Consider the following 21,480-nt stretch of genomic DNA (forward strand, 5'->3'; position numbering starts at 1 on the left):
GGGTGCCGGTTAGAAACAGAGTGAGTGATTTCTTGGCTGTCACATATTCATTAGGCAAATGTATTGGCGTGTCGTCTCACTCGCCGTCGATGTCCTGCTCGTCATCCATCAGCGCGCTGATATTGCCGATCGCCATTCGCGCCGGGCGGACCGGACTGCTGCGATAAAGCGCGCGCAGATAAGCCCTGTCGAACGCCGTCATGCGCTGCGGAGCACCGATAGCGGCATCACCGGCGATAAACAGACTGAGGATGGTAGAGACTGGCGTGTCGCCGTCCGGCACATCGGTATAAGCGAGCAAGCGCATCGTGGCATAATCACCCAGCGCATCGGTATCGAGATCGGCAAGGGCGGAGCGTTCAAGCAGTACGACCGATAATTCGATATCGGTCCTGATGCCCAGCTCGGATCGCGACATGCTGGAAACCTGGTTGACCGGCGTGCCGAACTCTCCTTCGAAAAAGCGCTGCGTTGCCTCAAAGCCTGTGGGCACTGGCAGGCCGGTATCGGGATTGCGCGTGGAGATGACGCTCCACCCGCGCGCGCTACCTTCTTCGCTGCGGATCTTGCGCACCTGCAGCGGGGTCAGGTGGCGGGTCATATGCGAATCGTCCTCTTCGAGCTGGGTAAACGTCGCCTCCACATCGTCCACGACGATCACCCAGATATTCGCGCCGCAGCCGACTTCATCGCTTACCTCGGCGCCGATTTCTGCGGCGTTTTGCATGATGCGGTCGGATATCGCCTGCCCGATATCCTCGCCCAAGCCCCATACACCCGCACATACGGGGCGCGTAAAACGGGCTAGGGGAACCTGATAAGAATACGAACCGATCGTGATGTCACGGGCGGTGCTGCGGATGTCTGCCGTGTCGATGCGTTGCCCATCGACGATGATGGTATTCGCTCCCTGCTCCTCTGTTTCGTCCTGCGCGAAGACCGGGTTAACGGACATGGTGCTGGCCATTGCATAGGCAGCGCAAGCAAAGGCGGAACGGGAACGATATAGCGTAGCGAACATGTAGGGAGAATCCTGTGCGTGGAAAGCAGTGATGCGATGTCATAACTCGCGGCGAAAAGATAGGTGCTGTTCATCGACAAGCGTCTATCCTCCATCGGCGGATGACAGCGGCGCGCGCCGTGCTACAAGCCCGCCCATATACGCAAACGCATCTGCCGGAGTATCCATGCGCAAACCCCTTTTCGCCCTGACCGCCACAGCCATGCTGGCCGCCTGCAACACCGACATGGCCGAGCAGGAACGCGTCGTCGCGCCCGTCCTGACCAGCGAGCAGGCTTTCGACGAATTCACATATGCCCGCCCGCAAGAGGCGCGCGTCACCCATGTGGCGTTCGATCTCGATCTCGATTTCGAGGGGCGCCGGGTGGAAGGCACCGCCACGCTGGACGTGCAGGCTGCCGAGGATGCAACCGAGATCGTGCTCGATTCCGACGGGCTGGTGATCGGTGGCATTCAGGACGGCAATGGCAATGATCTGGACTATACCATTGGCGAGGCGGACCCCGACAAGGGTGAGCCCATCACCGTGCAGCTGGGCGAACTGACCGGGCCGGGCCTGCAGCAGGTCGTCATCACTTATGCCAGTGGGCCCGATGCACCCGCGCTGCAATGGCTCGACCCAGAACAGACGGCGGGCGGCGAATATCCTTACGTCTTCAGCCAGGGGCAGGCGATCCTCAATCGCAGCTGGATACCCACGCAGGACAGCCCCGGCATCCGCCAGACCTGGGAAGCGCGCATCACTGCGCCCAAGCCGCTCAATGTCGTGATGAGCGGCATCAGCCGCGGCGATCCGGAAGATGTCGGCGAAAACCGCCGCGCTTTCGAGTTCACCATGGACAATTCCATCCCGCCCTATCTGATTGCGATTGCCGCCGGGAATATCGAATTCGCCGAACTTGGCCCCCGCTCGGGCGTGTGGGCAGAACCCGAAGTGATCGAGGAAGCGGCTGCGGAATTGTCCGACACCGAAGCCATGATCGATGCGGCGGAAGAGATTTACGGCACCTATCGCTGGGGCCGGTACGACATGATCGTGCTGCCGCCCGCCTTCCCCTATGGCGGGATGGAAAACCCGGTGATGACTTTTCTTACGCCGACTTTCATTGCGGGCGACCGGAGCAATACCGGCCTCATCGCACATGAACTGGCGCATAGCTGGTCCGGCAATCTCGTAACCTATGCCAGCTGGCGCGATGGCTGGCTGAACGAGGGCGTCACCTCCTACCTCACCAACCGCATTTCCGAAGCCGTGTTCGGGGTGGAGCGCGCCGAGCAGGAGCGCGCGCTGGAATTTGCAGGGATCGAAGGCGCGCTGGAAAGCCTTGGCAATGACAATCCGCGCACCGCGCTGCGCACGCCGGACGAGCTGAACCCGCTCGAATACAATTCGGCCATCATGTACGATAAGGGCGCGCTTTTTCTGCACACCGCGGAAAGCATCATCGGGCGCGAGCGTTTCGATGCCTTTATGCAGCAATGGTTCGATGAGAACGCGTTCCAGCCTGCGACCTCCGAAATGTTCCTTGCCGCGCTGCGCGAGAATGTCGTGCAGGGGGACGAGGAGCTGGAAGAGGCGCTGATGCTGGACGAATGGATTTACGGCACCGGCCTGCCGGAAAACGCCGTGCGTCCGGGCGAGGATGTGTTCGGCACCGTCGACACTGCCGTTGCCGCCTATGCAGACAGCCGCGAGCTTCCCGATGCCGAGGCATGGGCCAGCTGGAATGCGTTCGAGCAGCGCCGCTTCCTCGAAGAGCTGCCCGAAGAGCTGAGCAATACCGAGCTTGCCGCGCTGAATGAATCGCTGGGCCTATCGGAAACCGGCAATAACGAAGTGCTGTTCCTCTGGCTGGAGGCCGCGCTACGTAACGAATATGACCCCGCCGTGCCGCAGGCCGAGCAGTTCCTGGCCAGCGTGGGCCGCAACAAGTTCGTCGCCCCGCTGTTCAGCGCATTGTGGAGCACGGGCGATTGGGGCCGACCCATCGCCACGCGCATTTATGAGCAAACGCGCGGCAGCTATCACAGCTATACGCGCGGCAATGTGGACGGGATCACGGGCTACAGCGCCTCCGATGCGGGCTAGGCAGCCGCGGGCGCAAGGAAGAGCAGGGCGGTGTATCCGGCGTAAAGCGCAAGGAACACCGCTCCTTCCCAGCGCTTGAGCGTCCAACCCGTTCGCAGGAACAGCAGCAGCAGGGCGGTGACGCCCAGCAGCACCCAGATATCGAGCGCGGCAATCTGTTGCGGCACCGCCAGCGGCTGCACCAGCGCGGTGATGCCGAGAATGCCGAACACGTTGTATATGTTCGACCCCACGACATTGCCCAGCGCCACGTCGCCGTGCCCGCGCAGCGCGGCGACGACGCAGGCGACCAGCTCCGGCAGCGATGTGCCAACCGCCACGATGGTGAGTCCGATGACCGCTTCGGATACGCCCCAACCTTGCGCCAGCGCGATCGCGCCCTCCACCAGCAGGCCCGCGCCGTAAATGGCAGCTGCGATGCCGGCGATGGTCATTACCGCGAGCGCAGGGGTGCCTTTCGAGAGCGGGGTGGCGGGCGCGGCGACGGCATCTGTTGCCAGCGCCTCGTGCATTTGCGCCGCAGCGTCGCCCGATTGCCTCTCCGACAGATAGGCCCAGAGGATATAGCCGATCAGCGCCGCAATCAGCGCGATACCGGCGATACGCCCGATCCCGCCCGCCAGAACGCAAGCGAGCGCGGCGAGCGAGGATGCCGCCAGCGCAATGCCATCGCGCTTGAAGGCTGCACGATTGGCGGCAAGCGGCAAGATCACTGCCGTGACGCCGAGGATCAGGATGATATTGGCGATATTGGAGCCGACCACATTGCCAACCGCGATATCGCTCGATCCGGCGAACGCCGCCTGGATGCTGGTCGCCAGTTCGGGCATGGATGTGCCGAAGCCGACAATGGTGAGCCCCGCCAGCAGCGGCGAGACGCCGAGCTTTTCGGCTATGCCGACCGCCCCGCGCACCAGCAATTCGCCGCCCAGCGCCAACAGCGCGAGACCGGCCAGGATCAGAACGGCAACGGACATATCGACATGCTCCAGACCGTGCGATCGGCAGCGGTCTTGCAAAGCAAGTTTCGCGCGGCACGAACGGTTCCGGAATGCCCACACAAATTCCGCTGGCATCGCAAATGCGGTTCTATTAAACGCCCGCGCCAATGTCCGCACTGCGCGATCCCGTCCGGCTGATTCCCTTCCTGTTTGCGGGTTTCATCATTGTGGGCACCATCCTGCTTGCGATGCCTTTCTCCAGCGCATCCGGCGAGTGGACTTCGCTGGTGACGGCGTTCTTCACTTCGACCTCTGCCGTCGCGGTGACCGGCCTCATCATCGAGGATACGCCGGTCTACTGGTCGATGTTCGGCCAGATCACCATCATGGTGCTGTTCCAGATCGGCGGCTTCGGCATTATGACCGCAGCCACGCTGCTCGGCCTCGTCGCCGGGCGGCAATTCGGCCTGCGCGACAAGATGGCGACGCAGGTGGAGCGCAGCCGGCTGGATATCGGTGATGCCGGATCGGTGCTGAAACTGGTGCTGAAGATCACGGTGGTCGTAGAATCCGTGCTCGCCACCATCCTCGCCATCCGCTTTGCGACCGTGCACGATTATGCTTGGGAAGCGGCAATCTGGCACGGCATCTTCCACGCTATAAGCGCCTTCAACAATGCCGGTTTCTCGACCTTTTCCGACAGTCTGATGGGTTTCCAGACCGATCCGGTCATCCAGGTTCCGGTGATGCTCACCATCATCCTGACCGCGCTGGGCTACCCCGTGATGCAGGAATTGCGCGCACGGCCATTGCAGTTTGCCAAGTGGACGCTGCACACGAAGATTACCGTGTCCGCCACCATCGTGCTGCTGCTGGTGGGCTTTTTCGCCACGCTGGGCATGGAATGGGACAATCCCGATACGCTTGGCCCCATGTCGACCGGCGCCAAGGTGCTCAATTCGTGGTTCCATTCGATCACGCCGCGCACCACCGGCTTCAACACGCTGGATATGGGCGCGATGCGCGACCAGACCATCGTGCTCAATTATATCCTCATGTTCATCGGCGGCGGCAGTGCAGGTACGGCGGGCGGCATCAAGATTACGACCTTCGTGGTGCTGCTGATCATCGTCTGGTCGGAAATCCGCCGCCAGCGCGATGCGGTGGTGTTCGGCCGGCGGATCGAGCGAGGGGTGGAGCGGCAGGCGCTCTCCATCGCCACGTTGGGCGCGACGCTCATCATGCTGGCGACCATGTACCTGCTCTCCATCACCGGCCTGCCGCTGCGCGATGTTCTGTTCGAGGCGATCAGCGCCTTTTCGACCGTGGGCCTGTCCACCGGCATCACTGCCGACCTTCCGCCTTCGGGCCATATCGCGCTGTGCGTGCTGATGTTCGTAGGCCGCGTGGGAACCATCACCGTGGCCACCGCGCTTGCCCTTGGTGCTGCCCAGCACAAACCCTATCGCTATCCCGAGGAGGCCCCCATTGTCGGCTAAACGCAAACCTGTTCTCGTCATCGGCCTGGGCCGCTTCGGCGGTGCCGTGGCGCAAACGCTGGAGCGCATGGGGCACGAGGTCTTGGGCGTCGATACCGACCCCGCCTATGTCCAGCAATTCGCCGGCGAACTGACGCAGGTGGTGGAAGCCGACTGCACAGAGCTGGATTGCCTGTCCCGCCTGGGCGCAGGCGAGTTCGAAAGCGCGGTCGTCGGCATCGGCTCCGACATTGAGGCGAGCGTGCTGACCGTGCTGGCGCTGATCGATCTGGGCGTGCCCAATATCTGGGCCAAGGCCACGAACGAAAAACATGGCCGCATCCTGCAAAAGATGGGCGCGCATCACGTCGTATTCCCCGAGCAACGCATGGGCGAGCGCGTGGCGCGCCTGCTGAACGAGCGGCTGCTCGATTTCATCAGCTTCGAGGACGAGTTCGCCATCGCCAAGCTGGCCGCGCCTGCCAGCATTGTCGGCGTGCCGCTGGTCACCAGCGAGTGCCGCAAGAAGCACGGCGTCACCGTGGTCGGCGTGAAGCGCGAAGGCGAGGATTTCATCCATGCGACCCCCGACACGCTGATCCTGCCCGATGACCTTGTGGTTGTTTCCGGCCGCACCGAAGACATCGAGGCTTTCGCCGCGATCGGGTAGCGCCTGCACTAACTGCTTTTTCCGCTTGCCGAAAAAGCTGCCGCACCGCACAATCGCGTCAATGCTGCGCCAGTACGAACTTGTTGAGCGGGTCAAGGATTATGACCCCGACGCCGACGAGGCGCTGCTCAACCGCGCCTATGTGTACACGGTGCAAAAACACGGCAGCCAGAAGCGCGCCAGCGGCGATCCGTATTTCAGCCATCCGGTAGAAGTCGCCGGGCTGATGACCGACCTGAAGCTGGACCAGCAGACCATCATCACCGCGCTGCTGCACGATACGGTGGAAGATACGCTCGCCACCATCGACGATATCGAGGAAAATTTCGGCACCGAAGTCGCCCGGCTGGTGGACGGTGTCACCAAGCTTTCCAAGATCGAGGCCATGCCGGAAAACGAGCGGGCGGCGGAAAACCTGCGCAAGTTCCTGCTCGCCATGTCGGAAGACTTGCGCGTGTTGCTGGTGAAGCTGGCAGACCGGCTGCACAATATGCGCACGCTGCATCACATCAAGAAGCCGGAAAAGCGCCGCCGAATCGCCCGCGAAACGATGGATATCTACGCCCCGCTGGCAGAGCGGGTGGGCATGTACGAATATATGCGCGAGATGCAGCTGCTCGCCTTCGAGCAGCTGGAGCCGGAAGCCTATCACACCATCACCAAGCGGCTGGACCAGCTGCGCCAGAGCGATGCCGGGCAGGTCGACCGCATCGCGCTCGACATCAAGCAGGCGCTTTCGGGCGCCGGGCTGGATACGGAGATATGGGGCCGCGAGAAGCACCCCTATTCGATCTGGCGCAAGATGGCAGAGCGGCATGTCAGCTTTGAGCAGGTGACCGACATCATGGCCTTCCGCGTGCTGACCGACAGCGTGGAGGATTGCTACCGCGCGCTGGGCGTCCTGCACCAGACCTTCCAGTTCGTGCCCGGGCGCTTCAAAGATTACATCTCCACGCCCAAGAACAACGGCTACCGATCGCTGCACACCACATTGTTCTACGACCAGTCCATGCGCGTGGAGGTGCAGATTCGCACCCGCGAAATGCACCGCACCAACGGCTTCGGCCTTGCCGCGCACTGGGCGTACAAGCAGGGCGGGCAGGTGGACGGGCAAGTCGGCTGGCTGCGCGACCTGATCGAGATCGTGGAACAGAGCCACGATGCCGAAGAGCTGATGGAGAACACCAAGCTCGCCATCTACCAGGACCGGATTTTCGCTTTCACGCCCAAGGGTTCGCTTTTCCAGCTGCCCAAGGGATCGACTGCCGTAGACTTCGCCTTTGCCGTGCATACGGACCTTGGCGCGCAGACCGTGGGCGCCAAGATCAACGGCCGCCACATGCCGCTGCGCACGCCGCTGGGCAATGGCGACGTGGTGGAGATCATCAAGGGCAAGAATGCCGAACCGCAGCTGAGCTGGCTGGGATTCGTCGTCACCGGCAAGGCGCGCTCTGCCATTCGCCGGGCAGTGCGCCAGAAGGAGCGCAGCGAGATCGCCGAGATCGGCACCAAGCTGTTCGAGGAAATCACCGACCGCCTGCCTGCCAAGGTGGGCAAGAAGGCGATCCGGCAAGCTGTCGAGCGGCTCGGCATGAGCGATGTCGACGATTTCATGTACGCCATTGGCTCTGCCAAACTGTCCGATCGCGAGGTGATGGAAGCCGTTGTGCCGGGCAGCACAGCCGACCTGCCCAGCGATCCGCCGCAAGAACGCGCCATCTCCATCAAGGGGCTGACGCCGGGCGTCGGCTTCGACCTTGGCGAATGCTGCCACCCGGTGCCCGGTGACCGGATCGTGGGCCTGCGCCGCCCGCATGAAAGCGTGGAAGTCCACACGATCGACTGCCTGGAACTCGCCAATGGCGTGGATGCAGACTGGGTCGATCTGAGCTGGGGCGAACGATCCCAGGGCGCGGTCGGACGGCTGAACGTGGTACTTTACAACCGCCCTGGCACGCTGGCCGAAATGGCGGGCGCGTTCGCGCGCAATGCAGCCAATGTCATGCATCTGGAGCTGCTACAGCGCGACGATCCGTTCCACACCTATGCGGTAGATCTCGAAGTGCAAGATCTGGCGCACCTCACCCGCATCCTCAGCGCACTGCGTGCGACCGATGCCGTGGCGCAGGCGGACAGGGTCTAGACTGTCCTACAGCCTGTGTGCCGGTATATCGCGGCGGCGCTCTTTCTCATCGCTATCACCAGCCGCGCGCCGAAAATTCCCGGCGGAGTGTCAACTTCGCAAGATCCGCGATAACTGTTTCAAATTGCGTGATAAAGATCGCAAAATCGGCCGCTCCGGTCTGTCAGCTTTGTCAACTTTGCGGCTCCGCATCGACGCGTCGGACCGGCACCTCGACATTGCACACATCCACCCCGCCAGCAGGCACCGTGTAAAACGCATCGTCGCGATTGGCCCGCACCGCGACATAGGCGGCAAAGCTCTGGCTTTCCGTGCTGAGATATTCGAAGGACGGCGCGTCCTCCATCTCGCTGGCGAGCCGCACGGAGAGGATCGGCGTGCGCAAATGCGCCTCTTCCTCGCTGTAGAAGCCCAGTTCCCCGGAGCCGCGCGGCAGGCTGGAGAGATGCTCCATCCCGTCGATGATACGCCCGACAACGGCAAGGTTGCGATCCATATGCCGCTGTGGCTGGCCGATGATCGTGTAAAGTTCAGCACCGGTGCCGGTGTCGGGCGCGTAACTCCGGCCGACGCCGACATAGCCATAACAGTGGATGGGCCATGCAGCGTCCAGAGACATTGCAACGGGCCATCCGGCTACGGTGCCTACCAAAGACGCATAGGAGTCACGCGATCCAATAATGCGCGCCTCGGTAAAAGTGGCGGTCTCGTGATCTATACCGGCTTCATTTAGGGAATATGTCCGAGGCAACCGCACTTCGTAGGGTATAGAAGGTGATTCAATACCAATCGGAACCGGCTTCTCCTCCGTCACATCGCCCCATTGGGTAACGTAATTGTCCTGCACGCGGTTTATACTCGTGCCGTCCCACCAATGGGCACGGGCGAGGGTGCGGATATTCTCCACCCAGGGCTGGCTGAAGGGCGGGGGGATCAGCTGGATGACCACGCGCCGGTCACTGCCGTAACTGTCGGGGGCCAGGTCCATCACCAGCAGATCATCAGGTGCGATGGCGATCCATTCGCTGTCCTGCGCGGCGGCGACGACGGAGGTTGGCGTTGCCGGCTCGGGCTCTGCCTCCTGCGCGATGGCGGGAAGCGAAAGGGCGAGGGCGAGCGTGCTGGCGATCAGGTGTTTCATGCCGCCCATCCTGCCACCGCGTTGCCGGATGGCAAGCCCTAGCGAACCTGCTCTTCCAGCGTGTGCATGTCTTCGTCCGACAGGCCGAAGTGGTGGCCGATCTCGTGCACCAGCACATGCGCCACCAGATGTTCGAGCGTTTCATCGCCGCGTTCCGACCATTCGAGCAGGATCGGCATGCGGAACAGGCGGACGCGGTCAGGCATGGTGCCGGAATGTTCGATGCTGCGCTCGGTCAGCGGCACGCCTTCGTAAACGCCGGTCAGGTCGAACGGGCTTTCAATGTCCATTTCGGCAAGCAAATCGTCTTCGGCAAAGTCCTGCACCTGCATCACGACGGCGCCCAGATGCTCCGCAAAGGCAGGCGGGATGCGGTCCAGCGCGCGCTGCGCCATGGCCTCCATTTCGGCGATGGAAGGGGCGATGCCGATCGTCCGGGTCATGCTGCGCACTTAAGGGCGGATTGCCCGCTTGTCATCGCCCGCCCGCTCCGCTAGGTGCCCGCCTCTGCCAAGACAGGCATGCGGAGCGGTGGCCGAGTGGTCGAAGGCGCACGCCTGGAAAGTGTGTATACGGTAACCCCGTATCGAGGGTTCGAATCCCTCTCGCTCCGCCACCTGTAAGTCACTAATCTGCAAGAAAAATATACGGCTTGGAGAACGGCGCAGAACTGCGCCGTTCTGCGCCTCATCCGGTACTGCAGAGAATCCCAAATCTGCATCATTGCGCGCTAAATGCGGGACTTTCTCTCCTAGCCTTTTCGGAGGTACGGGATTCGGTTGTGAGGTTGGGGATCAAGTACCCAGCAACTTCTGCTGATCTGACCAGCTCGCTGGAAGTTCGACGGTCCGGAGTCGGCTAGGAGTTAGCGCGACTGGTTGAGTGCCCGTAGCAACGGCCTCAACGATCTGCGGGGACAAGAATGCCAGTCGCACCATGCGGGTGACGTATGATGCTGTTACATCGTGACCCCGCGCAAACTGCGCGATGCTTTGCTGGCCCGATACGATCTCTTCCCACCAGGATCTTCCCTGTTGAACGAGACGCAGCAGCGTTGCATCGACCTGCTTGATACCGCTGCGTCCGTTCGACTGAACGAGTTGCAGCGCTCTTCCGGTTCGTTTGAGGCAGACGTCTATTGCTAGCGTGGGATTGCGAATGGGCTGTGTTGCCGGAAGGCTCAGTTCGGAGGCACGCCCAGTTGCATGGAGTGAGATATCCAAGTGCTTGGCAGAGACCTTCACATGCTCGATCAGCGGACGGATCGAGGATACCTGTTTTTCCCGAATGCGTGCTGCCAGCGCTTCAGCTTTCGTCGATAGGGATGACAAGCTGCTCGCGGATAACTCGCCGCCCATTTGTTCAATCAGCGCAAGCGGTTGCTCGAGTTCGCTTGCCAGTCGTTCGATGACCGCACCTTCGAGCTCTTTTGCAGGTATCCGCCAGCCCTCGGCGGTCCTGCCACCATCGTGCTGAAGCGATCTGCTGACATAAAAGCGATAGCGAATCTTGCCTTTACAGGCATGGCTTGCGACCAGCGGCTCACCGCTTTCATCAGACACTTTGCCTGCCAGCATGCTGGGCGATCGGATTGACTTCGATCGCTGCTCGCCTTGCCGGTTCTCGCCCAGCCTGCATTGCACGGCGTTCCACACATCGCGGTCGATGATCGGCTTGTGCTGTCCCTTGTAGGTCCGATCCTTGTGCTGGATTTCGCCGATATAAATCGGGTTAGAAAGTATCCGGTAGATCTGGCCCCTTGTGAAGAATGAACCGCCAATCGCTTTGCCCGAGCGCAGAGTACGCTTGGGCACTTTGATCCGTTCGTCAATAAGCTGGTCGAATACGAGCCGAACGTTGCCATACTTGCGATAACGCTCGAACAGGTCTCGGATGATAACAGCATGTTCTTCGATGATCCGGAGCGTTCGCCCGTTCGGCTCATAGCCAAGTGGAGATACCCCGCCCATCCACATACCCTTGGCCTTTGAAGCAGCAATCTTGTCGCGGATACGCTCAGCGGTAACTTCGCGCTCGAACTGCGCAAAGCTGAGAAGCATATTGAGGGTCAGGCGCCCCATACTGTTGGTCATGTTGAAAGACTGGGTCACAGAGACGAAGCTGACCTCCGCTTTATCCATGGTCTCGACCAGCTTAGCGAAGTCGAGCAGCGAACGCGTTAGGCGGTCGACCTTGTAGACCACCACGATATCGATTTTTCCGTCGCGAATGTCCTTTAAAAGCCGCTGCAGAGCAGGGCGCTTCATCGTCCCACCAGAGATACCGCCATCGTCGTAACTGTTCCCGATTAGCGACCTGCCTTCCGATGTCTGGCTTGTGATATAGGCAGCGCAGGCATCGCTCTGGGCATCGAGCGAGTTAAAATCCTGCTCTAGTCCTTCCTCGCTTGATTTGCGGGTATAGATGGCGCAGCGGACTTTCTTCATGCGGCTTTCGCTTTGTCTCGCAAGCCGAAGAAGGCAGGGCCTGACCAGCGCGTTCCAGTGATCGCGCGCGCGACCTCGCTTAGCGAGTTCCATTGGCGGCCATTCCATATGATCTCGCCAGCATCGCCGATTGTGACCACGTGGACCTTGCCGCCATGCTCGCGCGCCAGCCGCATGCCGGGTTTGAGGTCGCGTGTGATCGCTTTACTGCTTGCACCTGTATTCAATGCCTGCTTCGTCTTTCGCGACAGCTTCCCCAGCGCTTTGGCCTGCAGTTCGTAGCCAATCGCGAGGCGAAGCAGCGCTGCGCTTACATTGGGAGCTGGTCGACCGGTGAGCTTCACCCACCGGTCCTTGAGCTCGGGCCTATTGCGTGCCTCCAGCTCGACAAGCTGCTCGTCGAGCCTGTTCATACTCTCGCGCTTGCCGTGATAAGATAATGCGAGACTCCATCGAAAGCCTTACGTTCGATTGTGTAGCCTTTCTTCTTAAGTCCGGTCATCGCGGCCCGAGCCGTGTGTGGTTGCCAGCCTGTGGCCTTCACAATCTGATCGAGCGTCGCGCCCTGCTTCCGCTTCAGAAGCGCGATGACCTTCCCGATTTTGGTCTCGCGCGGCGGCGCTGTCTTGGTCGCTTTAGCGGCAGGTTTCTTCGGCGTCTTGGTTGTCATGTGTGGTTCTCCTTCTTGGCGAGCACGCAGGATTGCGGCTCCCACCACTCAAAGCCCCGCGAAACCATGCTCGGCGGGGCTGGCAGCGGATCGGCAGAAGCGATCCGGTCCGGACACCAATGCTTGCTGTCGCGGCGAAGTCGAATGGAATGTGCGGGTGTCAGCTATCTTCGTGAGAAGACCGAGAGCGTGCGATGTGATTTGCGCGGGCGGCGGCTGCGAACGCGGACAGCGCCTCCGTTACTTCGCAGAGATGATCGATGCGCTTGTTCTGCGAATCGGCATCATCGGGCCATATGCGGATCAAGAGAGGCGTCGTGTCTTCCATCAAGCATGCCGCCTCGAGCAACAGGCGGGAAGTTAGGTCATGATCCGGTTTGGTAGCCATGCCGCCGACATGCTCTCTTGTCCGGCGAAGTCCAGACGCAGCTTTCATACAATGTCCGCTTTGCGCCCCAATCTCGGCCATCGGAGATACGCGCGAGGGAACCCGGAAGCTGCCGTTCGTTAAACAGAAAATGGAATGGCAGCTAGGCGCCCCATTTGCCGCCAATCACAGAATTTCGATCTTCGGACCCGGACGGGCGGCTTTGCACATGCTATCCGGCGAAAACTCGCCAAAGCCGAACATCTGGTCCTCAAATACGGATCTAGTAAACCGCCAGCCGCCAATCGGCAGCGGTCATCTCGGTGACGTTATGCGCGCCAGCCTTTGTTCGAGACGATGTGCCAGCCACTGGAAAGTGTGATCGGCGGTCAGCGCGAGTTCCTCGAGCAGATCGTAGAGTTGGACGCCCGCATCGCGCTGCTGCTGGTAGAAACGCTCTACATACGCATGCAGAATACTGAGGTTTGACTGCTAAGGGACGTCAGCCTCGGTTGGGCTGCCGTCCATTCTTGAGTTCGGAAGCTAACGAGCAACTTTGACCGTGCGGGACCATTGTGCGCGCGAGCCGATGAGCTTGCGAACCGCATAGCAACTTACCCGTAGCGTCGCGTCACCGGTGGACTGCGGCCTCGGCGGTGAAGAGCAGCGGCCTTGGCACTCAGCTCTTCGGACGCTGCAGAGCGCGTCCAAGCCCGCTGCCCTACGACATCGGGGGGAAAAGCGGATCGACGACTGGCGGCGCCACGGTCTCCGGGCTACTTCCGGACGGACATGATGCAAGACGACTTCTCCGCACGAACGATGGATTGGTATCTCGCCTGCTTCGGTCCGGTCCGGCAAGGCGATCGGGTCGAGCGCGTCCATCGTTTCCTCGAAGAGGCGCTCGAGCTCGCGCAGGCGCAGGACTGCACGAAGGAGGATGCGCATGCACTGGTGGAGTACGTGTATTCGAGACCGAAGGGAGACATCGGCAACGAGGTCGGAGGGGTGATGATCACGCTGGCGGTTCTGTGCGAGATCGCAGAGGTGTCGATGCAGGAGGCCGGCGAGGAGGAGCTGGCACGTAACTGGAAGCGGATGGATGCGATCCGCGCGAAGCGGAGGGACAAGCCTGCCGGCAGTCCGCTGCCCCAATGAACAGGGGTCTGGAACGCCTTCCGCCGGTGCGGGAATGAATACCGAAGCTCGACATGCTCCAGATCAGCTATCTCGATGCGACGACGCGCGATCTCGCGACACGGGAGGGGGTCGCCGACGAGAGGCTCGGTCCCGCCGACGCTCGCGCCCTGCGCACGCTCATCGCGGAGGCGGAGGCCTTCGAATGCGCTGCGCAGTTCATGGAATTCCGAGGCATCGACCCAGACGCGGGGGATTCCCTCGAGGTCCCTTTCGGCCTAGGGGGCATCGCGAAGTTCGCGCCGGTGCATCGGCGACGGGTCAAGGACGGGCATGAGCCGCCCGGATGGGACGAAATCAAGAGACTCATGCTGAAGGAGGTGTCCGGATGACCGAGCAGGCCCAACACGACTGGTTCTCGCCGGTCGGCGACAGCGTCCTCGCAGCCATGCGGCGTCGAGGCGTGAAGGCCGATTCGCTCAGCCAAGCGCTGCAGGGCGGCCGTGACGAGCTGCGCGCCATCCTCGCAGGGCAGACCGACATCGGCGATCGGACGGCGACGATCCTCGCCCGGATTCTCGGTGGAACGGCGGCGTTCTGGACGACGAGGCAGAAGAACTTCGAAGAAGCGCTCGGTCGATCCATCGATGCCCTCAACGAGAAGGAGAGCGAGGTCTGGCTCGGGACGATACCCATTCCGACGAGGCGACGTCTTACCAAGAGCAACCGTAAGGAAGAACTTCAACGTCGCCTGCGTTACTACGGGGTCTCGTCGCTTTCGGGTTGGCAGCGTCGCTACGTGCTGGATCGAACGGCCACCCGATTCCGCTCTTCCAACTCGTTCACGTCCGACGAAGGGTCGTTGTCGCTCTGGCTGCGTTCAGGCGAACTGGAAGCGGCGATGGTCGACACCAAGAGCTGGGACGCGAAGCGTCTAAGTGAACTTCTCCCGGAGATCCGTGCCCTCTCGCGCTTCAGCAACCCGTCCGTATTCGTCCCGAAGCTGCAAAGCCTCCTCGCTAAGGCCGGGGTCGCGTTCGTCTTCGTCCGTGCGCCGAACGGCTGCCGCGCCAGCGGTGCGAGCCGGATGGTCGCGGCGGACAAGGCGATGCTGCTCGTGAGCTTCCGTCATCGCTCCGACGACCAGTTCTGGTTCACCGTGTTCCACGAGATCGGCCATCTCGTGCTCCACGGGGCCGAACCCTTCGTTGACCTCGACGGCGGCGACGCGGACGATCGGTTCGAGAGGGAGGCGAACGCGTTCGCGGAGGAACTCGTCGTACCTAAGAAGATGCAGCCGGAACTAACGGGCCTTCCCAACCGCAAGAAGGAGATCGTCTCCTTCGCCAGACGGGTCGGCGTGTCCCCAGGACTGATCCTTGGACAGATGCAGTTCAAGGGGCTCGCTCCCTTCAGTCGCAGTTCGAGACTCCAGAGGACATGGACCTGGAACGACATCGAAGCGGCCTTCGAAAGCTAAGGAGCCGGCCGGACTGACGTTCCGGTATCCGACCCGGCCTCAGCCTTTGTAATGCACGAAATGTGCGGGGTGCTTCTGCCAGTTGCAGAGCGCATCCTCCCATACCTTCATGCCGACCTCGACGCGCCCGTCCAGCTCGAGCAGCCATTTCTCGAAGGACGCCGTCAGGCGAGCGGGAGCCTTCGTCGATCCCGTGAACAGGAGCGACGCGCCGCGCAGCGGGCCGGTCGACCCGCGAAGGTAGGCGGAACCGGGCGTTGCATGCACGATCCCGTAGCGGTCGAGCATGGACACCCAGTCGAACCTGCCCAGCCGCGCGAATCCGACACAGGGTAAAGCGCGAAAGAATTCGTCGAAGATCGCCTCCCGACTGTTGCCCGCCTCCCGGACGAGCTGCGCGAACTTCGCTTCATGGCCACCGGCGCATCCGATCCAATTGGCATACTGGGTGATGGCGCGCCCGATCGGTCGCCGGGAGTCCGGTCGCATGCTCTCGTACCGGCGATGGCCGCCTTGGTCCCCGCCGACCTCCTGCCAATGCCGCGCGAGCCAGGTTTCGAGGAGATCCGGCTGCGCCTGCATCGAATTCCAGTCCGCGCGAGCGGTGCCGAGACGACCGTAGACGTCTCTCAGCCGCTTCCAACCACTGCCCGCCGGCTTGCCGAAGACCGTCATCAGGAAGACGAGCCAGGCCGCCTCGTCGATCTGGCCCCGCTGGAGGAGATGAACTAAGCCGAGTTCGGCCTCGAAGCGATCGTCGTGTGGATTGGCGCGAAACGCGGGGATGGCGCCGCGTTCCTGAAGTAACTCGAAGTAGCGCTCCCGCCGCACGCTGGCGACGAGCTGCAGGGCAAGCGTATCCCTCGACGCGTCGTCGCCAACACCTGGCAACTCGCGGACCTCGCGCGAATAGGCGTCCAGGTCTTCCGCAAACGCCTTCCGCATTTCGGCATATCTCGGCCATCTGGTCATCGAGCCACAGTTTCCCTCTTCCCGACGGGGACCACCCCGTCGCGGTCGTCCATGTAGGTATGGTATTCGCGGTGCGTCAGTCCCCGCATGGCCCGCGTGACCTCCCCGGCGTCGTCCGACCGGAAGTTGACCAAGACGAGCCGGGCAATGTCCTCGTAGTAGGAATCGAAACCGAGGCCATCGAAGTCCACAGCATCGCCATCTCGTATCCTAGTCTCGACCTGCATGAGCTTCGCGAATGCTTCGAAAGGATCGCCTGCCGGCATCGCAGGCATGGGCGCGATGCGATGGTATCCCTCGTGCAGGTAGCCACGGGCGGCGGCGAGATTACTCTCGTATATGTGCATGCTACCGGCGAAATGCACGTATTCGCCCAGGCCAAGCCTGAGCCGGGTGGCGACCATCTCCTGCAGCATCGTGAAGCAGAAAAGGTCATGCGGGAGGCCGATATAGGCGTCGTTTGACCGCATGGTCGTCGTCATGTGGAGTTGATCGCCGCGGCCATGGAACTGGAGGGTGGTCGTGCAGGGGACGTCGCGTTCAAGCGTCCTGTCAGCGGAATCGTAGATCTGGATGATCGCGCGGCGACTGCCGGGCTTTTCCCTCAGCGTCTCCAGGACGAACTGCAACTGATCGTAGTCGAAGCCCTTCTCGGGAAGCCGTCCGCGCAGACGCGGCCCGTAGGCGTCGGCGACCTCGCTCGGCGCGCCATCCTGCGAATAGTAGCGGTGGTATGGGTCCATAAAGGACGCCTCGTCCGTGCCGGACAGGTACCAGAGCAGTTCGCCGATCGCGCTGAAGGGCTTCGCCCGCCTCATCGAACGGCTAAGCCGCGCCCTAGGGTCGGTCAGTCGCAGCGTCGTGCCAATGGTGTCGAGATGCCGCCCCTTCGAACCGACGTTTTCGACGCCGGTCTCGAGAATGAACGGATAGAGCTGAGCCAAGAGGTCGTCAAGACCGTCCGCCCTGAACTCCATCGCGCCATTCCTTCTGCGTAAAGCACAGACATTTAGCCCATCGACAGTGCGGCGCCACCCCGCCCGTCCGCCCGTCCACAGTTCGTGATCAAGAAGCGGGTGTGGAATCGATATTCTACTGACGGTCGCGTTGTGTCGAAAGGAAGGCTGATCGGCACGGGGACCCGGAGTATTGGTCGAAAGCGGACAGACGCCCCGAACGCATTCCAGCAACGACTGCATGAGGATAAGACCCGTGGCCCGATCGACCAGCGTAGATTGCGACCTGCCGCGCTTCCGTGCCGCCGAAAGACACCCAGTCAACTAGGAAAGGAAGCCGATGCTGGCGACTGCGTCAGCACGCCAATGAGGAAGCCATGCTCGAATACAGAATGACATCGACGGACAATTGGAACGGAGCTATCGGCCAGTCGCTTGTCGAAGGCACGCCGGAACAACTGAAGGAAGCGCTACATTCCGTGGAAGCGTTCGCTTCGAGCGAGGTGCCTGTCGAACTCCTTCACGATGGACGGAGCTTCGCGTCCTGCGTGACTATCGCAGCCGAGGTCCTGGCGTGGCGTACAGACCGCTCCGCGCTGCGCCGCCCGACGATCGGGGTCAATACCTACCTTGAAGAGATACCCCTGACGTCAGGGCGCCGATAAAGGACGGCACTCAACCTGTTTAGACAGCACGCATCGACAAGTTCCACCAACGTTGGGCCACAAGGATCGTCACGATGCCTGCCTCGACACGATCCGTCGGGTCGTTGCCACCATCGTCGCGACAAAGCGGAAGATGAACCAGTGTGGGCAGCGCCATTCTGATTCAAGACCATGACAGTGGCGGATCGAACGCGCATAAGGAGGAATGGCTCTCCACCTGCCGAGCAAGATATCGCGGCTGATAGGCGACTACGCGACGTTGTGCGCACTGATCGGAATGATCCCGCATGAACTGGAGAAGCGCATCGTCGCCAGGCACTGCGCAGCGAAGCTGGACACGCTCGTGAAGCTGCTGCCACGTCTCAAAAACGAGATGATCTCCCATGAATGGATCGGCGGCTCGGACGCGACCGACCTGAACGCGGCAATAAGGCGTCTGCGGACAGACTACGAGGGTAGCCCTCTCGAGAAAGTTCGAGACTCGATGTTGGCGCACGCCTTGCAAGTTCCCCCAGCCAGCATTGTCTCGTCGTGGCTGGAGCTCAACGAGACGATGGTCACCATCCTCAACGACGACCTACAAGGGATAGACCGGAAGCTGGCGTCGCACCATCCAGGCTATCATGGCTTCGTAACGCATCCCGTCGCCGAGAACTGGCCCGAGAGCTGGTGCGACGAAGATCTCCTCGGCTCGGCAGATGCCATCCGCTTCGCCTCCCATCCGGCGGGCATCGCTTCCGCCGACGTCGCCTCGATGGTGCCGGGCGGTCACCCGGTCCAGGACGCCACGCTCAGGATGTCTGGTCTGATGACGTCCATCCGTCAGATAGATCGCATTGCGTTCCCGATGGACGGCTATCCGAACTGCCGCCGTCTGATGGCGGAGATCATGCTCGTCGACTACTGCGCTATGTGGGAGGGTCTCACCACCGGTCCGGTCAGGAACAACTACGGCGAAGACGAGCCCGGCCTCGGCGCGATGTGGTCGGAGGATGGCTGGAGCGGCGCCCATCTGCTCATCGATCTCGCGACCCACCCTCATCCAGACTTCAACGCATGGAGGGAGCAGCGCAATCGAAGTGCGGCACATGTCGACCCGGACATTCCGATCCAGGATATCGATCTGGACAGATGGCCCATGACTTTTGAAGAGCTGACGGTCGAAGCATACAGAGTGATGAATGCAGTCCAGGCCGCAGCCATGCAGGACATACGTTCGAGGATCGCCATGATGCCGTTACAAACAATCAAAGGAACCCTCGGTCTCGCCGGGAAGGAGGGCACGCGCTTCGACGGGCTATGAACCGTCCGGTTCGTAAAACGTCCAGATCGGATTCGTCGCTGAAACTACAGGCGACTCGTCCGTGCGGGCGACTTTAGTTACCTTCATAACTTCCAAGTCCTTCTGAAGCCCTGCGTGGCGGGAATGGCGGTGAACTTGCCGTAGCGCGTGTCGGCCACGTCTAGCGCCGCCATAAACCTTCTACGCTTTTCGATATTTTCCTAGCCATCGATCAGCGAGCGCTGTCGGCGTCCTGCGGTCTTAGGCAATTGCCGTCCTATCGGATTTCGATCTGGCGTCTTTGATCAGGCCGGATGCTGAAGGGCGGCTTTGCGCGCTCCGTCATTCAAAACCGGACGGTCTGCAGTCGGCCCAATTGCGGACGCAAAACGGGACCGCACCTATAGCCCGACCTCGCCTTCCCTAATGAAGGCAGGCTCGTTTTGTGGCAAAGCCGGTTTTTGTGTCTGAGCTACTCACTCAGAGACTGTAGTTTGGGTAAACCACATGCTTCGCCTTTCCAGAGCTGCCCTCAGCGCTGGGCAAACAGGTGTATGAGGTGTGCTACTGCCGCTTTCAGAAGAAGACGTCCGCAAGATCGCCTCAGCGAGGTCTCCTGCTAAATATCCCGCGTCACACATATTGTTGATCCGGGTTTGGCTCGCATCGTGGATCAATCCGAAACTGTGGTTTTGCTCGTGAACAAATGTATTCAGCAAAGCAAACTCGTCTGCAGTGAAGCGCCATAGGTTAAGGCTTACTTCGCCATTGCTTGGGTTATATGCAGCAGTGGTTCTGGAGAACGGATTCCACTTTCTCCAAGCGCGTAGCTTTGAGCTAGGAAGTCCTCCAGCCTCATCATACTTCGCTAGTAGCCAGCCTATTCGGCTACTATACAAGTCAGCCTCCGCATCCGCGGCATCGGTCAGCCGATTTTCCCAGACAATTGAACCTTCGGCATCAAGCTCCGTCAAAATTTCAGCGAATCTTGGATCACTGATCGCATCCGCCTGCATTTCCATTGCGGGCGAAATGAAACGCTGGTGTCTTTCGCCAAAAGTTGCACAGCCTCCCAAGAGTAGCGCCATTCCAATTGCTAGTGTCCAACGTGCTGTCATAATCTAGTCCTCGGTCGCTTCATTCGGCTGGCTCGACGATGGTTCACGCGTCAGCTCAATGTCGCTCGCAAATGAAATGCCTGAAGCGTCGGTCGCGAGCGTGGGCTCAATCGTCTGCAACGAGTAGGTCCGGGTGCTGCCATTAGGCAGGACGATCTCACCAGTATTCTCAAGCAGCAAGTCAAGCTCACCGCTCGCCAAATGCTGTGCGAAATTGTCCATCCTCAGAGTCGTTCGAACATCAACATCTGCTCCAAACGGCAGCTGAAAACCGGTCCTCAATTCGACGTCGAGCTCACGGGGCGAGATGATCGCCAGCCTGTATTGTGGGTTTACTCCTGAGTGGTGCGGATCAACCTCAAGGCGCAAGCGAACTGTCGGGCTACTTCTTCCCGAAACACCGAGTGTCACAGTAGGCGACCAGCCACCCCAGCAAGGACGGCGAGCCGAGCCAGCTATTTGCGTTCGTGCTCTCAAATCCATCTCGCTTTGGAGGACGAAACCAGTGTCGTCGGGGAGCAGTGTGAGCGGTCCAATAGTGTAGTCCACTCTCGTGGAATCTTCTTCATGTATTGCGACTCTGTATCCTGGCCTTATCGAACCAAAAACCCGACATCGACGACTTTGCCGCGCCAGGTCACCCCCTTTCGAAGTCTGACGGAACGTTATGGTCCGCTGGCCGAAATTTGATGCCCATTGCTGAAAGGGCCGGTATGCTATGCGCGTGCGAACGTCCTGGCCCGGTGTGCCAATTTCCTCAGTTCCTTCAGCAATTTCCGTTTCGAGGATATCTAACCGGCTCTGTGTGGCGCTGATTTCTGTCCGCAAGTCTGACGTTGAACTACACGCTGAAAGGCCAACCGCTACCGGCAGAGACAATGCAATACGTTTGATATTCGTCAT

General features: G+C 60.9%; 21 protein-coding genes and 1 tRNA gene. 11 read left to right on the forward strand and 11 right to left on the reverse strand.

Going from position 1 to position 21,480, the window contains the following annotated elements; translation table 11 throughout:
- Positions 1-76 precede the first annotated feature (76 nt).
- Positions 77-967 (reverse strand): hypothetical protein, encoded by an 891-nt coding sequence (locus BMF35_RS06055; protein WP_156172160.1) that lies wholly within the window; start codon positions 965-967, stop codon positions 77-79.
- Between the two features lie 220 nt (positions 968-1,187).
- On the opposite strand from BMF35_RS06055, the gene BMF35_RS06060 reads away from it, so the two are divergent.
- Complete coding sequence (locus BMF35_RS06060) at positions 1,188-3,110, forward strand: M1 family metallopeptidase (RefSeq protein ID WP_047007319.1); 1,923 nt, start codon at positions 1,188-1,190, stop codon at positions 3,108-3,110.
- Here BMF35_RS06060 and BMF35_RS06065 read toward each other — a convergent pair.
- Entirely contained in the window at positions 3,107-4,087 is a 981-nt protein-coding gene (locus BMF35_RS06065; protein ID WP_047007685.1) for a calcium/sodium antiporter, read from the reverse strand. The two genes, BMF35_RS06060 and BMF35_RS06065, sit on opposite strands and share 4 nt — an antisense overlap.
- A gap of 131 nt (positions 4,088-4,218) precedes the next feature.
- Here BMF35_RS06065 and BMF35_RS06070 point away from each other — a divergent pair, with 131 nt between their 5' ends.
- The 3 genes from BMF35_RS06070 (at position 4,219) to BMF35_RS06080 (ending at position 8,342) form a co-directional block, all read left to right on the forward strand.
- Complete coding sequence (locus BMF35_RS06070) at positions 4,219-5,550, forward strand: TrkH family potassium uptake protein (protein ID WP_047007320.1); 1,332 nt, start codon at positions 4,219-4,221, stop codon at positions 5,548-5,550.
- Positions 5,540-6,199, forward strand: a complete 660-nt coding sequence (locus tag BMF35_RS06075) for a potassium channel family protein (protein ID WP_047007321.1) — start codon at positions 5,540-5,542, stop codon at positions 6,197-6,199. The genes BMF35_RS06070 and BMF35_RS06075 overlap by 11 nt, the downstream gene beginning before the upstream one ends.
- A 61-nt stretch (positions 6,200-6,260) precedes the next feature.
- Complete coding sequence (locus BMF35_RS06080) at positions 6,261-8,342, forward strand: RelA/SpoT family protein (protein WP_047007322.1); 2,082 nt, start codon at positions 6,261-6,263, stop codon at positions 8,340-8,342.
- A gap of 172 nt (positions 8,343-8,514) precedes the next feature.
- On the opposite strand, the gene BMF35_RS06085 is transcribed toward BMF35_RS06080, so the two are convergent.
- Both BMF35_RS06085 and BMF35_RS06090 read right to left on the reverse strand, forming a co-directional pair.
- Positions 8,515-9,483, reverse strand: coding sequence for a peptidylprolyl isomerase (locus tag BMF35_RS06085; RefSeq protein ID WP_047007686.1), 969 nt, complete (start codon positions 9,481-9,483; stop codon positions 8,515-8,517).
- 38 nt (positions 9,484-9,521) lie between these two features.
- On the reverse strand, positions 9,522-9,926 hold the full coding sequence (locus BMF35_RS06090; protein WP_047007323.1) for a metallopeptidase family protein: 405 nt from the start codon (positions 9,924-9,926) through the stop codon (positions 9,522-9,524).
- Between the two features lie 82 nt (positions 9,927-10,008).
- Here BMF35_RS06090 and BMF35_RS06095 point away from each other — a divergent pair.
- Positions 10,009-10,099: transfer RNA gene (locus tag BMF35_RS06095), tRNA-Ser, on the forward strand.
- Between the two features lie 178 nt (positions 10,100-10,277).
- Here the strand turns inward: BMF35_RS06095 and BMF35_RS06100 are convergent.
- From BMF35_RS06100 to BMF35_RS06110, 3 genes are read right to left on the reverse strand one after another with little or no spacing between them, the layout of a single operon-like run.
- Positions 10,278-11,930 (reverse strand): recombinase family protein, encoded by a 1,653-nt coding sequence (locus BMF35_RS06100; protein ID WP_047007324.1) that lies wholly within the window; start codon positions 11,928-11,930, stop codon positions 10,278-10,280.
- Positions 11,927-12,343 carry a DUF2924 domain-containing protein gene (locus BMF35_RS06105; protein WP_047007325.1) on the reverse strand — a complete coding sequence of 139 codons (417 nt, stop codon included), beginning with the start codon at positions 12,341-12,343 and terminating at the stop codon, positions 11,927-11,929. The genes BMF35_RS06100 and BMF35_RS06105 overlap by 4 nt, the downstream gene beginning before the upstream one ends.
- Complete coding sequence (locus tag BMF35_RS06110; RefSeq protein ID WP_047007326.1) at positions 12,340-12,600, reverse strand: DUF3489 domain-containing protein; 261 nt, start codon at positions 12,598-12,600, stop codon at positions 12,340-12,342. The genes BMF35_RS06105 and BMF35_RS06110 overlap by 4 nt, the downstream gene beginning before the upstream one ends.
- A gap of 724 nt (positions 12,601-13,324) precedes the next feature.
- Between BMF35_RS06110 and BMF35_RS13940 the strand changes: the two genes are divergently transcribed.
- The 4 genes from BMF35_RS13940 to BMF35_RS06125 all read left to right on the forward strand — a co-directional run bounded on the left by BMF35_RS13940 (position 13,325) and on the right by BMF35_RS06125 (position 15,584).
- On the forward strand, positions 13,325-13,456 hold the full coding sequence (locus tag BMF35_RS13940) for a hypothetical protein (protein WP_257786339.1): 132 nt from the start codon (positions 13,325-13,327) through the stop codon (positions 13,454-13,456).
- A gap of 303 nt (positions 13,457-13,759) precedes the next feature.
- Positions 13,760-14,125 (forward strand): hypothetical protein, encoded by a 366-nt coding sequence (locus tag BMF35_RS06115; RefSeq protein ID WP_156172161.1) that lies wholly within the window; start codon positions 13,760-13,762, stop codon positions 14,123-14,125.
- A 53-nt stretch (positions 14,126-14,178) separates the two neighbouring features.
- Positions 14,179-14,496 (forward strand): hypothetical protein, encoded by a 318-nt coding sequence (locus BMF35_RS06120; protein WP_052766093.1) that lies wholly within the window; start codon positions 14,179-14,181, stop codon positions 14,494-14,496.
- Positions 14,493-15,584, forward strand: coding sequence for an ImmA/IrrE family metallo-endopeptidase (locus tag BMF35_RS06125; protein WP_052766094.1), 1,092 nt, complete (start codon positions 14,493-14,495; stop codon positions 15,582-15,584). Before BMF35_RS06120 ends, BMF35_RS06125 begins: the two co-directional genes overlap by 4 nt.
- A gap of 39 nt (positions 15,585-15,623) precedes the next feature.
- On the opposite strand, the gene BMF35_RS06130 is transcribed toward BMF35_RS06125, so the two are convergent.
- Together BMF35_RS06130 and BMF35_RS06135 are read right to left on the reverse strand one after the other, a co-directional pair.
- Complete coding sequence (locus tag BMF35_RS06130; RefSeq protein ID WP_047007328.1) at positions 15,624-16,556, reverse strand: alpha-glutamyl/putrescinyl thymine pyrophosphorylase clade 3 protein; 933 nt, start codon at positions 16,554-16,556, stop codon at positions 15,624-15,626.
- Positions 16,553-17,533, reverse strand: coding sequence for a thymidylate synthase (locus tag BMF35_RS06135; protein WP_047007329.1), 981 nt, complete (start codon positions 17,531-17,533; stop codon positions 16,553-16,555). Before BMF35_RS06135 ends, BMF35_RS06130 begins: the two co-directional genes overlap by 4 nt.
- 356 nt (positions 17,534-17,889) lie before the next feature.
- Between BMF35_RS06135 and BMF35_RS06140 the strand changes: the two genes are divergently transcribed.
- Together BMF35_RS06140 and BMF35_RS06145 are read left to right on the forward strand one after the other, a co-directional pair.
- On the forward strand, positions 17,890-18,177 hold the full coding sequence (locus BMF35_RS06140) for a hypothetical protein (RefSeq protein ID WP_047007330.1): 288 nt from the start codon (positions 17,890-17,892) through the stop codon (positions 18,175-18,177).
- Between the two features lie 205 nt (positions 18,178-18,382).
- Positions 18,383-19,480 (forward strand): hypothetical protein, encoded by a 1,098-nt coding sequence (locus tag BMF35_RS06145; RefSeq protein WP_047007331.1) that lies wholly within the window; start codon positions 18,383-18,385, stop codon positions 19,478-19,480.
- 455 nt (positions 19,481-19,935) lie between these two features.
- Here the strand turns inward: BMF35_RS06145 and BMF35_RS13580 are convergent, their stop codons facing one another.
- On the reverse strand, positions 19,936-20,577 hold the full coding sequence (locus tag BMF35_RS13580) for a hypothetical protein (protein WP_156172162.1): 642 nt from the start codon (positions 20,575-20,577) through the stop codon (positions 19,936-19,938).
- A gap of 3 nt (positions 20,578-20,580) precedes the next feature.
- The gene (locus tag BMF35_RS13585) at positions 20,581-21,480 is read right to left on the reverse strand and encodes a hypothetical protein (protein WP_156172163.1); all 900 of its coding nucleotides are present in this window, start codon (positions 21,478-21,480) and stop codon (positions 20,581-20,583) included.

It is taken from the genome of Aurantiacibacter gangjinensis (assembly GCF_001886695.1).
GTDB classification, from domain to species: Bacteria; Pseudomonadota; Alphaproteobacteria; order Sphingomonadales; family Sphingomonadaceae; genus Alteraurantiacibacter; species Alteraurantiacibacter gangjinensis.

Excerpts from the sequence above, each read along its gene's own strand:
- BMF35_RS06130 (WP_047007328.1), bottom strand. The coding sequence starts at position 16,556 with ATGACCAGATGGCCGAGATATGCCGAAATGCGGAAGGCGTTTGCGGAA.
- BMF35_RS13940 (WP_257786339.1), top strand. The coding sequence starts at position 13,325 with ATGTGCCAGCCACTGGAAAGTGTGATCGGCGGTCAGCGCGAGTTCCTC.
- BMF35_RS06125 (WP_052766094.1), top strand. The coding sequence starts at position 14,493 with ATGACCGAGCAGGCCCAACACGACTGGTTCTCGCCGGTCGGCGACAGC.
- BMF35_RS06100 (WP_047007324.1), bottom strand. The coding sequence starts at position 11,930 with ATGAAGAAAGTCCGCTGCGCCATCTATACCCGCAAATCAAGCGAGGAA.
- BMF35_RS06145 (WP_047007331.1), top strand. The coding sequence starts at position 18,383 with ATGGCTCTCCACCTGCCGAGCAAGATATCGCGGCTGATAGGCGACTAC.
- BMF35_RS06140 (WP_047007330.1), top strand. The coding sequence starts at position 17,890 with ATGCTCGAATACAGAATGACATCGACGGACAATTGGAACGGAGCTATC.
- BMF35_RS06060 (WP_047007319.1), top strand. The coding sequence starts at position 1,188 with ATGCGCAAACCCCTTTTCGCCCTGACCGCCACAGCCATGCTGGCCGCC.
- BMF35_RS13580 (WP_156172162.1), bottom strand. The coding sequence starts at position 20,577 with ATGACAGCACGTTGGACACTAGCAATTGGAATGGCGCTACTCTTGGGA.
- BMF35_RS06070 (WP_047007320.1), top strand. The coding sequence starts at position 4,219 with ATGTCCGCACTGCGCGATCCCGTCCGGCTGATTCCCTTCCTGTTTGCG.
- BMF35_RS06055 (WP_156172160.1), bottom strand. The coding sequence starts at position 967 with ATGGCCAGCACCATGTCCGTTAACCCGGTCTTCGCGCAGGACGAAACA.
- BMF35_RS13585 (WP_156172163.1), bottom strand. The coding sequence starts at position 21,480 with ATGACGAATATCAAACGTATTGCATTGTCTCTGCCGGTAGCGGTTGGC.
- BMF35_RS06120 (WP_052766093.1), top strand. The coding sequence starts at position 14,179 with ATGCTCCAGATCAGCTATCTCGATGCGACGACGCGCGATCTCGCGACA.
- BMF35_RS06115 (WP_156172161.1), top strand. The coding sequence starts at position 13,760 with ATGATGCAAGACGACTTCTCCGCACGAACGATGGATTGGTATCTCGCC.
- BMF35_RS06080 (WP_047007322.1), top strand. The coding sequence starts at position 6,261 with ATGCTGCGCCAGTACGAACTTGTTGAGCGGGTCAAGGATTATGACCCC.
- BMF35_RS06105 (WP_047007325.1), bottom strand. The coding sequence starts at position 12,343 with ATGAACAGGCTCGACGAGCAGCTTGTCGAGCTGGAGGCACGCAATAGG.
- BMF35_RS06090 (WP_047007323.1), bottom strand. The coding sequence starts at position 9,926 with ATGACCCGGACGATCGGCATCGCCCCTTCCATCGCCGAAATGGAGGCC.
- BMF35_RS06065 (WP_047007685.1), bottom strand. The coding sequence starts at position 4,087 with ATGTCCGTTGCCGTTCTGATCCTGGCCGGTCTCGCGCTGTTGGCGCTG.
- BMF35_RS06110 (WP_047007326.1), bottom strand. The coding sequence starts at position 12,600 with ATGACAACCAAGACGCCGAAGAAACCTGCCGCTAAAGCGACCAAGACA.
- BMF35_RS06085 (WP_047007686.1), bottom strand. The coding sequence starts at position 9,483 with ATGAAACACCTGATCGCCAGCACGCTCGCCCTCGCCCTTTCGCTTCCC.
- BMF35_RS06135 (WP_047007329.1), bottom strand. The coding sequence starts at position 17,533 with ATGGAGTTCAGGGCGGACGGTCTTGACGACCTCTTGGCTCAGCTCTAT.